This window comes from Lentzea sp. NBC_00516 (assembly GCF_036346835.1).
Classification (GTDB): Bacteria; Actinomycetota; Actinomycetes; order Mycobacteriales; family Pseudonocardiaceae; genus Lentzea; species Lentzea sokolovensis.
This window is the reverse complement of record NZ_CP107840.1, coordinates 962370-972657: the sequence shown is the minus strand read 5'-3', so window position 1 is coordinate 972657 and position 10288 is coordinate 962370. Positions and strand designations below refer to the sequence as shown.

At 71.0% G+C, this 10288-nt stretch carries 10 protein-coding genes and 1 pseudogene; 5 read left to right on the top strand and 6 right to left on the bottom strand.

What is annotated here, in order from left to right; all coding sequences use genetic code 11:
• Positions 1-10 precede the first annotated feature (10 nt).
• Positions 11-856 carry an XRE family transcriptional regulator gene (locus OG205_RS04295; protein WP_330274926.1) on the top strand — a complete coding sequence of 282 codons (846 nt, stop codon included), beginning with the start codon at positions 11-13 and terminating at the stop codon, positions 854-856.
• Here the strand turns inward: OG205_RS04295 and OG205_RS04290 are convergent.
• Positions 840-2050 (bottom strand): annotated as a pseudogene (locus OG205_RS04290) (MFS transporter). The gene OG205_RS04295 and the pseudogene OG205_RS04290 sit on opposite strands and share 17 nt — an antisense overlap.
• A gap of 143 nt (positions 2051-2193) precedes the next feature.
• Complete coding sequence (locus OG205_RS04285; protein ID WP_442916805.1) at positions 2194-2811, bottom strand: hypothetical protein; 618 nt, start codon at positions 2809-2811, stop codon at positions 2194-2196.
• A gap of 598 nt (positions 2812-3409) precedes the next feature.
• Here OG205_RS04285 and OG205_RS04280 point away from each other — a divergent pair.
• Positions 3410-3718, top strand: a complete 309-nt coding sequence (locus tag OG205_RS04280; RefSeq protein WP_330274924.1) for a hypothetical protein — start codon at positions 3410-3412, stop codon at positions 3716-3718.
• A gap of 34 nt (positions 3719-3752) precedes the next feature.
• Here the strand turns inward: OG205_RS04280 and OG205_RS04275 are convergent, their stop codons facing one another.
• Positions 3753-4484: a hypothetical protein gene (locus OG205_RS04275; protein ID WP_330274923.1), complete on the bottom strand. Its 732-nt coding sequence runs from the start codon at positions 4482-4484 to the stop codon at positions 3753-3755.
• Between the two features lie 89 nt (positions 4485-4573).
• Between OG205_RS04275 and OG205_RS04270 the strand changes: the two genes are divergently transcribed.
• Complete coding sequence (locus tag OG205_RS04270) at positions 4574-6265, top strand: hypothetical protein (RefSeq protein ID WP_330274922.1); 1692 nt, start codon at positions 4574-4576, stop codon at positions 6263-6265.
• Here OG205_RS04270 and OG205_RS04265 read toward each other — a convergent pair.
• Together OG205_RS04265 and OG205_RS04260 are read right to left on the bottom strand one after the other, a co-directional pair.
• A complete protein-coding gene (locus OG205_RS04265) occupies positions 6234-7364 on the bottom strand; it encodes a hypothetical protein (protein ID WP_330274921.1) in 1131 nt (376 codons plus the stop codon). The two genes, OG205_RS04270 and OG205_RS04265, sit on opposite strands and share 32 nt — an antisense overlap.
• A gap of 15 nt (positions 7365-7379) precedes the next feature.
• Positions 7380-8402, bottom strand: a complete 1023-nt coding sequence (locus OG205_RS04260; RefSeq protein WP_330274920.1) for a TDT family transporter — start codon at positions 8400-8402, stop codon at positions 7380-7382.
• Positions 8403-8472: 70 nt separating this feature from the next.
• Between OG205_RS04260 and OG205_RS04255 the strand changes: the two genes are divergently transcribed.
• Positions 8473-9402 (top strand): LysR family transcriptional regulator, encoded by a 930-nt coding sequence (locus OG205_RS04255; protein ID WP_330274919.1) that lies wholly within the window; start codon positions 8473-8475, stop codon positions 9400-9402.
• The gene (locus OG205_RS04250) at positions 9386-9775 is read left to right on the top strand and encodes an HNH endonuclease (protein ID WP_330274918.1); all 390 of its coding nucleotides are present in this window, start codon (positions 9386-9388) and stop codon (positions 9773-9775) included. The genes OG205_RS04255 and OG205_RS04250 overlap by 17 nt, the downstream gene beginning before the upstream one ends.
• On the opposite strand, the gene OG205_RS04245 is transcribed toward OG205_RS04250, so the two are convergent.
• Positions 9772-10218 carry a hypothetical protein gene (locus OG205_RS04245; protein WP_330274917.1) on the bottom strand — a complete coding sequence of 149 codons (447 nt, stop codon included), beginning with the start codon at positions 10216-10218 and terminating at the stop codon, positions 9772-9774. The genes OG205_RS04250 and OG205_RS04245 overlap by 4 nt on opposite strands.
• Positions 10219-10288 lie beyond the last annotated feature (70 nt).

Here is a 10288-nt window from a genome sequence, read left to right as displayed (position 1 = left end):
CGTGGCTCGCGTGGACGAGTTCGCGCAGGCGCTCCGGACGGCGATCACGAATCGCGGTCTCGGTCTGGAGCGCCTGCGCGAGCACCTCTCGCAGAACGGCGTGTCGGTCTCGATGGCGACGCTGAGCTACTGGCAGACGGGCCGAAGCCGTCCAGAGCGGCAGAAGTCGCTGCAGGCCGTCGTCCACTTGGAACACATCCTGCAGCTGCCGCCGGGCCACCTCTCGGAGCTGCTGGGGCCACCGCGTCCCCGTGGCCGCTGGCTGAGGCACGCCCCGGCGCCGATGTCCGCGTTCTGGCCGTCTCCGTCGCCCGTCGAGCAGGCGCTGCACGACCTCGACACGCAGTGGGACGACCAGCTCCTGCGCGTGAGCCAGCAGGACTTCGTGACGGTCGGGGCGGACCGCACCGAGCGGGCGTTCCGCTCGCGGCAGGTGCTGTCGGCGTCGATGACCGGGCCGGACCGGTGGGTCGTGATCATGCACGTCGACTCGCACGACCGACCGTTGCCGCTGGTCAACGCCCTGAAGAACTGCACGGTCGGGCAGGTGGTCCGGGAACCGTCCGAAGGCTTGCTGGTCGCGGAACTGCTGTTCGAACGGCCGCTGCGCAAGGGTGAGAGCGTCGTGATCGAGCACGAGCTGGTCAACCAGGACCCGTGTCCACTCGCGACGAACTACGAGCGCAAGTTCCGCCTGCCGACGCGGGAGTACGTGCTGGAGGTGACGTTCGAGGGCGCCGCGCCCGCGTCCGTCGTCCAGCTCGCGGACGGTTCCGCCGTGACTCCCGGCCGCACGCTGCTGGACGTGGCGCTGGACGTGCAGCCTGGTGTCCGCGGGTTCAGCTGGACCTGGTGAAGCCGCGCGACGACGGGATCAGCGCAGCGGCGGCGGGTGCGGCGAAGCAGATCACCGCGCAGACGCCGAGCACCGCGCTCGCGCCGAACCGGTCGATCGCCGGCGCGATGAAGGCCAGGCCGACCGGCGCCAGGCCGTAGGACAGCAGGAAGTCCAAAGAGGACACTCGGGCGAGCTTGCCCGGTTCGACCTCGCGCTGGATCGCGGTGAACCACGGGACGTTGAACAGCTCGATGCCGACCCCCGCGACGACGTACACGGCGATCAGCACGAACGGGTGCACCGGCGCCAGCAGGCCCAGCGGGATGAGGCCGTAGCAGGCGAGTCCGGCCAGCGAGGCCCATCCCGCCGCCCGAGGCCGCCAGCGGGCGATCAGCACCGCTCCCCGAGCGCTCCCAGGGTGTACGCGGTCGTCGCGGCCGCCAGCACCGCCTCCGTGTCGTAGCGATCCCGGCTCACCACCGGCAGCAGCACGGCCGTCGCGGAGTAGCCGAAGGCGATCATCGCGGTCAGCGCACCGAGCCCGCCGAGAAGCCACGGGTGCCGGCGTGCCTCCCTGATGCCGTCGAGGAAGTCGGCGACGAACCCCGCGCGGGCTTCGCCGGTCTGCGGCGGCTTGCCCGTCCCCTTCGGTGGCACGAGCGCGGCGCAGAGCCACAGCACGGCGGTGATCGCGAGCAGCGCGCGGGCGTCCAGGAGCAGTGCCGCGAGCGCGGTGAGGCTCGGCGCGACCAGCGTGGTCACCCTGATCGCCAGGGTGGTCGCCGCGTTGGCCTGCTGCCGTCCGGATTCCGGCACGACCTCGGCCACCAGCGCCTGGAACGCCGGCCGGCAGGCGCCCTGACCGGCGCCGACGATCGCTGCGGCGACGGCCATGAGCAGCAGGGACTTCCCCATCCCCACCGCGATGACCGGCGTCATGACCGCGGCGACGAGGCATGACCAGAAGACCACGGCGCGGCGGGGGTGCCGGTCGGCGAGCACACCGGCGACGGGGACCGCGGCGACGAAACCCGCGGTTCTGGTGGCCAGGACGACACCCAGTTCCACGGCGGTGATCGAGCGTTCCAGCACGGCCAGGCCCAGTACGAAGGGCATGGCCCACATCGCGAACCCCGACGCGGTCGTGCCCGTCCACAGGCGCAGGAACGCGGTGTTCCGGAAGACAGATGGTGCCGATGCTTTCTCCGTCACGACGACCAAGGTCTCATCCTGGGCCCGCTTCTGACCACCACGAGATCGTTATTCCCGGTGACCGCGCACGGACGGCACGATGCCGGGTGTTCCCCCGCGCCTTGACGGGAACACCCGGCCTCGTGCCGTCCGTTGTGGACAGATCAGCCGATCTTCTCGATCCGCGCGTTGCGGATGAGGAACTTGCCGGGCTCGCGGACCTGTTCGAAGGCCGCGTTGTTCAGCAGCGCGCAGCTGCCGGAGGCCGACGCCACCTTGACGGTCGTGGACTTGTTGTTGTCCAGGTTCGTGACCTTCAGCGTGGTGCCGATCGGGAACGTGCCGCTCGACGCGGCGGGCTCGCCGCCCTCGCCGGACAGCGTCACCGTGGAGCCGTTGCAGACCTGCTGGCCGGTAGCGCCACCGGCGTTGTTGTTGCCCTGGTTCGCATCGGGCTGTTTGGTGGGCTGCTGGGCCGGTGCCTGGCCGGCGTTGTTGCCCTGGTTCGCGTTGCCCTGGCCCGCGTCGGCCGCGCCACCGTCACCCTTGCAGCCCGCCGCCTTGCGTCGCTGCTGGATGAGGTCGACCACGGCCTGCCTGTTCGCGATGCGGGCCTCGGACTGGGAGTCCGGAGCGGACTTCTGCCCCGCGATGAAGGTCAGGTTGTTCTGCAACGCCTTGTCCAGCCCGCCGCAGTCCTCACCGGACGTGGCGGCCTGCCCCGCTTCGGGCTTCGCCTGGACGTTGTTGCCACAACCAGCCGCCGCACGCCGCTGGTTGATCAGGCTGACGACCGCCTGCCGGTTCGCGATGCGAGCGTCCGACTGCGCGTCGGGGTTCGCCTGCTGACCGGCGATGAAGGTCAGGTTGTTCTGGAGCGCGGTGTCGAGTCCGCCGCAGTCCTCCGCCGCGTTCGAGTTGGTGCCGCTGAAGGCGAAGATGCCACCGGCGACAGCGGCGACCGCCAGCACGGCGCCCGCGCCGATCATCGCGGGTTTGCGGTGTCGAGCGCCCATTCTGTGTCTCCTCGGGGGGTCGAACGGTGTTGTACCGATGACTACGGGGACGTCACGGACGGGGTTCAAAGTGAACAGAACCCTGTTGGTTTTAAATGCCTTTAAGGTTTTCGGAGTGATGGTGATCTTGCTGGTCAGGCGGCGTTTTCATGGCGCGAGGGGCCAGTTCGGCCTGGTGAGTGCGATGGGGCCGGGCGATAGGACCAGTGAGGGCCGTGGTCTGGTCGCGGCGGGGATCCGCGCCTGCAGCCGAGCGGGAAAATGAGAAAAGGCGTGCCGTTCAACCGCGAAATCCGGCACTTTCCCGGCGATGAATTGACGCTCGAACAGCCGATCCCTGCACCGCGCGAGCGGAATCGGCGGCATGGACGCGGGACACCCGCGGTACGGGGTCTTCCTGGACCCGCGGGCGCCGTCGGACGGGCGCGCGGTGCTCGACGTCGGCGACGCGGACGTACCGGCGGCCGAGGTCGCCAGGGCGCTCATCGCCCTGTATCGCACCGAGCCCGGCCTCGACCAGGTGATGCTCACTGTGGGGCGCGGCCGATCGGCGCCTGCACGCGCACGTGGTTCGCGCGGCTGTCCGGCGAGCCGCTGCACCGGCTGGGCGAGGGCGACCGCGCCGGCCAGCCCGGTGTCTCCACTCGGTTCGAGCAGCTCGCCCGACCGCTGAACGACGCCATGTCGGGCCGGTTCGTGCTGGTGAACTACCTGCCGACGGCGGCGGGCGCGGTCTGCGTGCTCGTGCTGGTGTGGGCCGGTGCTCCCGGTCCGCGGCTGGACTTCGGCGCGGCCTGGCGCACGGCGGGCAAGATCGGCGTCGGCGAGGCGTTCGTCCTCGTTCTCGCGGTGACCCTGCTTTCCCTGCTCGTGCAACCGTTGCAGCTCGCCCTGGTCCGGCTGCAGGAAGGTGCGTGGCCGCGCTTCACCGCTAGGCCGTTCCTTTGGTGGCAACGGAAGCGGCGCGCGAGGAACTGCCGGTACACCATCGCGACGAACGCGTCGAGCAGCCGGGGATCGGGCAGCGCCGAGATCCGGGCCCACAGGTGGCCCGCGGCGGAGGCCAGCTCCTCCTGATCGCCGGACTGGTCGAACCGCGCGGCGAGGTGCCGCGCCCACTGCACGGCCGCGTCCACCGTGTCGAGCGCGGCCCTTTCCACCCCGCCGACCTTCATGCCGACGGTGATCTGACCGGGATCGTCGAACCCGATGGCCCGCGCCAGGGACATGCTGCGCAGGTGGTCGCCTTCGCACTGTCCCTTGGGAAGCGCGGTGTGGCGGAACCAGTGCACCAGCGCGGCGAACGTGACGGCGTCGTGGTCGAGCACCTCGGCACGGCCGTCCGGACCGGCCCTCAGCGCGGCCTCCAGCACCTCCAGGGACTCGTCGACCGCGGCGTCCTCCAGCAACGGGCCGGGTCGCCGCCCGTCGTGAACCACCAGAGCCGTTCCGCCAGACGCGACAACGGATCCACGGGCCTTCCCCGATCGGCACCCTGCACACGCACGAGAGCTGGTTACATGATCCCATGCCCCACGACCTGGAGCACTGGCGTACCAAAGTCCTTGACGCCGGACTGGGCTTCGCGGACGACCCGATCACCCTGTCCCTGACCCTGGCCCTGCCCGCCCTGTTTCCCGTGCGCGACAGGCGATCGACGGAAGCGCTGCTCACCGCGTTGCCGGGCTTCCGCGCGCGGCTCTACGACGTCCGGCGCACCGCGGACTTTCTCTTCCCCGTGGAATCAGGCGACGAGCTGGTGCGAGAAGCGCTGAACGCCTACGGGGAACCGGACAGAGGCGCCGACGTGCTCGTCGACGCCCTGCGCGCCGTCGCGGCACCAGATCGTCCACGTGCCGTGGAATCCTTGTGCCGCTTGGCCTCCGTGCCGGGGGTCGCCGCGGAGGCCGCGGACCTCGCACTGGCACAGGCGTTGACCGGCGACCCGGACGCCTACCTGCCCGCGCTCGCGCTCGCGGCGCCCTCGGTCGAGGATCCCGCGCGGATCATCGAACTGCTGCACCGGGCTTTCGCCGCGGCGAGTTACGAGGTCGCCGTCGACGCCTATCTCAGCCTGCCGCGGCAGCACTCGCGGCTGGGCTCGGCCGCCGCCCAGATCGCGCTGGACCTGTTCGCCCGCAACACCTTCGACTCCGAGCCCGATCCGGCGCACGAGCCCAGTCCCATGTTCGACCTCGACCTCGCCACCCGGATGCTCGACGGACGGCGACCGGAACAGGCCGCCGCGTTCGCCCGGCGTGCCGCCGACAACGCGCACAGCCAGGAGCTCCGCGTCCGTGCGCTGGTCACGCTCTGCCAGGCGGTGACTCAGCTCGGCCACCCCTGGTACGCCCGTGAGAAAGCGGACGAGGCCCTGGCCATCGCCCGTGGCGTCGGGAACAGCGGCCTGCTCTTCGACACCCTGCAGACCGTCGTGACGAGCAATCACGCCGTGAACGACCACACCCGTGCGGAAGCCGCGTCGCTCGAAGCCCTGGAGCTCTCCCGGAAACTCGACCCCGGCGATCGGGCCGTCGCGCTGAGCCTCGCCTGCGCGGTCCACACCGGAGACCCGGCCCGCGCGGCCGAGTTCGCCGCCGAGTCGGTCGCGCTGCTCCGCGACCTGGCCGACCGCGATCCCGGCCGGCACCTGCCGCGCTACATCGCCGCACTCGACAGCTACGCGATCGCAATGAGCGCGGCGGGCCAGGACGGGTTCGAGGTAGGCCAGCAGGCCCTGACGCTGATCCAGGACCTCCACCGGCGCGACCCCGAGCGGCACGGCCCGCAGTACGCCCAGGTGGTGCTGAACTTCTCGAACCGCCTGGCGGCCCGCGGTGATCACGCCAACGCGCTGGAGGGCTACCTGAGTGCCACCCGCGCGCTGCACGAACTCGTCTCGCAGTCGCCGCGCGCCTACGCCGCCAAGTGCGCCATCGCCACGTGGTCCATGGCCAACGCGTACGCCGCCCTGCACCGCTGGAGCGAGGCGGAGCAGGCGATCCTGGCCACCATCACGCTGCAACGCGGCTGCGTCGGCGAGTCCCAGCCGTGGGTGATCCCCGACCTGCTCGACTCGCTGGAGTTCCTGAAGCTCTGCCTGTCCCGCGCCAAGCGGTTCGCGGAACTTCCCGCCCTGGAGAAGGAAAAGCAGGTGTTGCTGATCGTGCACGCGCGCTACCAGAAGCTCAGCGGGTCAGCCGTTCCGCCCGACGCGTGACGCGGTCGAGGCCGGACTTCGTCAGCGGCAGCGTGTGCAGCTTCCGCGGCTTGCTCGTGGGCGCCCATTGCCCGTCCTGCTGGAGCATCTCCCACTCCTGGGAGTCGGCGACGCGGAGGAGCGAACGCGCGTTGTCCAGGTCCACGACCTCGTGCAGGAACTCGAAGACGGCGAAGTAGAAGTGACCGTCGATCGGCTGCGCTTCCCGGCGGGCGTTGCGGAGGTGCAGGCGGGCGGTGAGGCGGGCCTTCTCCGACTCGTTCAGCGGCACGGAGAACTGGCCCTCGGGTTCCGGCACGACGGCGTACGCCGAGTCGAGGTCGAGGACGTCGGTCAGCCGGTGGAAGACCGCGTACCCGGCGGTCTCGCCCGCCCGTGCCTCGGCCCGCCACCTCGACGAGAGCCGCGCCATCGTCTCGACGGCGGTCGCCATGGACGTCCGCACGGCGTCCATGCGGGGCTCGCGGGCTGCCTGGGCGAGCAACCTCGACGGCTGCGGCTCCGGGTCACCGGTGAACGCGAGCTCGCTGTCCGGGTCCTTCGCCACCTGGGTGACCACGGCCACCGGACGCTTGTCCACGAGGACGACGTGGTGAGTGCAGCCCTGGTCCCAGTGCGCGTCGATCAACCTCTTGACGGAAGCGGCCTCGACGAGGCTGAGCGCGACGTACTCCTCCGGCTTGTCGAGCCCGGAGTCGATGCGGTGGAGCTTCTCGCTGGGCTCCCACGTCTCGTGCCCGGCGTACTCCTCCTCGGCACCGCCGTCCGGCCGGCGGAGGAGCCGGTCCGCCTCGGCCAGGTCGAGCACACCGAGCGCGTCCTTGAACGACGCGTAGTACTTGTAGTCCGTCAGCTCCGACTCGTGGTCGCGCGACCGGATCGTGCGGATCATCTCGACCAGGAACCCGCTGGCGTCGCTGACGCCCACGTCGCGCGCCGTCCAGTCCGGTTCGGACGGAACGCGGCCGAGCAGATCCGACGGCTCCCAGCGCAGTTCGTGCGTGAACGCTTCCTCAACGGCCCCGGTCAGCCGTACGACGGCGAGCGGAAGCCCTTGTCCTTCAACGAGAATGATGACGTAACGGGCTTCCGGGCTCATGCGGGCAGTGTACGTCTACCGGCGCATCAGCGTGCGGGCGGCCACCGTGATCCACGCGACCACGAGCACTCCGTACAGCACAACGGAAACCCCGGAGAGCATCGCCGAGGGAACCCGGACCGCGAGCGCGCTCGTCCCGGTCACCAGGGTGCCGAGCGGGAAGACGAAACTCCACCACGTCAACGCGAACGGCAGCCCGCGCCGCGCGGTCCGCACGGTGACGGCCGCCGCGAGCGCCACCCACAGCAGGGCGAAGCCCCACGTGATCGTGCCGTAGAGCACACCGAACGCGGCCTGGCCCGGCAGCACGGGCACACCCGCGAGCAGGTTCGCGGCGGTGATCGACTGGCCCAGCGGCCCGAGCACGATCCACAGCGTCGGCACGGTCGAGGCCGCGCCCAGCCCGTGCTGCACCAGCCGTTGCCAGATCTGCGGCACGATCACCATCGTCGCGAACAGACTGACGCCGAACAGCGCGTAGCAGCCGAGCACCATGGTCTGCCGCGCTGATCCTTCCGGCAGGTGCTGAGCCAGCAGAGCACCGGAGGCGGCGGACACCATCGGCGGCACCACGGGCATCAGCCAGCCGGCGAACGCGCGCTCGCCGCTGCCGATCATCCGCAACGGCACCAGCACCGAGGTCGCCAGCCCGAGCAGCGTGCCTGCCGTCCACAGTGTCCAGTCGAGCGCCAGCGCGGCGGGCAGTCCGATCCAGTCGGAACCGAGCAGCAACGCGCCCGTGCCGACGGTCATCAACGCCATCGGCGGCGCGCCCCAGAACTGGGCCATCACGGGATCGGCGAGCTGCGAGCGCACCGTCGACCACGTCCAGCGCCTCAGGGCGGCGGCCACGAGGAAGACCAGCAGCGCGGCGTCGAGCGCCCACACGTACGTGGCGGCGGTGCGCAGGCCGGGTATCGAGGCTCCGGCCGTGGCGACGATCCCCGTCCCCATCACCGAGGCGAAGAGGTTCGGGCCGAATGGTGCCGCTCGTCGCACCCCGACGGGCACGGTGTGTTGAGGTGCGAGAGCGGTCACGACATGACAATCCCCGCGCCGCGCCTGGTTCGGTAGGCACCAATCGCCGAGGTGCACATAGGCTGTCCCTATGCCTCTGCCGTCCAGGGTCACCGACCTGACCAGCTTCGACCTGCTGCGCAGCGTCGCCGAGCTGGGCAGCATCGGCCGCGCGGCCCAGGCGCACGGCATGTCCCAGCCCAGCGCCAGCGAGCGGCTCAGGACCCTCGAAGCCCGCGTCGGCGTCACGTTGCTCGAACGCACTTCGCGCGGCGCCCGGCTCACCACGGCGGGCCAGCTCGTGGCCGGTTGGGCGGCCCAGGTGCTGGAACGCGCGGCCGACCTCGACGCCGGCATCACCAGCCTGCGCGCGGACCGGCAGAGCCACCTCAGGATCGCCGCGAGCCTCACCGTGGCCGAGTACCTGCTGCCCGCGTGGCTGATCGCGCTGCGGTCCGTCAGCCCGGACACCGCGACCGTGCTGTCGGCGGGCAACTCGGTGCACGTCGCCGAGCAGGTGCTGGCCCAGAAGGCCGACCTGGGGTTCGTCGAGAGCACCGACGTGCCGGCGGGCCTGGCCAGCCGCGTGGTCGCCCAGGACGAGCTCGTGCTCGTCGTCGCTCCCGGTCACCCCTGGGCCAAGCGGCGGCGCGTCACCGCCGCGAAGGCCGCCGCGACGCCGCTGGTCAGCAGGGAGTCTGGCTCGGGCACGCGGCAGGCCTGGGAACACGCGCTGAAGGCCGCGGGCATCACCGAGTCCGCGGGGCCGTTGCTCGACATGTCGTCGACCACGGCGATCAAGGCGGCCGCGATCGGCGGCATCGGCCCCGCCGTCCTGAGCATTCACACCGTGGCCGCCGACATCGCCGCCCGCACGCTCGTCCAGGTCGAGGTCAGCGGCGTCGACCTGCACCGCGCGCTCAGGGCGGTCTGGCCGTCCGGGCGGACACCCCGGGGCCCCGCCTCCGACCTGTTGACCATCGCGACGCGTAGTCTCACCGATCGTGCCGACCGGCGGTAGCAAACAGGTTCGCGCCGCGCGCAAGCGCAAGAAGCGCATGGCCCGCGTCATCAACGACCTCACCGACGAGCAGTGGGACGCCCTCAAGACGGCGTGGGGCGGTTGCGCCTACTGCACCGCTCCCGCGAGCTCGTTGCAGAAGGACTGCGTGCAAGCCCTCTCCCGCGGCGGCCGCTACACGCTCGGCAACATCGTGCCCGCGTGCGGATCGTGCAACGCGAGCAAGTGCAACGCCGAGGTGACTGGCTGGCTGCGGCGCAAGAAGCTCGACGAGCGCACGTTCCTGGTGCGCCACTACGAGATCTCGAACGAGCTGACCGCGCGTTTCGCCGAGGTCGTCGAGGTCGTCGAGTCCACAGTGGAACCAGACTAGGCGGAGTTGCGCACGGCGCTGTAGCCGTCGTAGAGCGCGTCCCAGGCTTTCTTGCACGCGGCGTCGAGCTGCCCGTCCGCACTCGTCCCGCCGGCCGCGAACCACGGTTCGCACGGCGCGATCTCGGCGAGCTGGCGGCGCACCTCGGTGAGGGCGGTCTGGCCTGCGGGTGGCAGCTTGGCCGACTGCTTCTCGACCTCGTCGATCACCCCTGTCACGTCGGGCATGACGTGCGTGCAGTTGTCGGCCGGGGCGACGGGCTCGCCTCGCAGGCGCGCCGCGCAGTCCGTGAGCAGGACGCCGATCGCGTCGAGCCTGGGCTGCAGGTCCGGCAGCGGTGAGCCGGTCGACGAGGTGGGGGCCGGCTTGATCGTGGGCAGGGACGACGTCCCGGTGCCGCACCCGAGCAGGAGGAAAGCCAGCGCAATGGCGGAGTAGCGCATGCGGGCAGCGTAGCGAGCCCGAAAGGCCGCCTGAGCTGGGGTGCTCCGGCGGCCTTGGCGTTCACCCGAT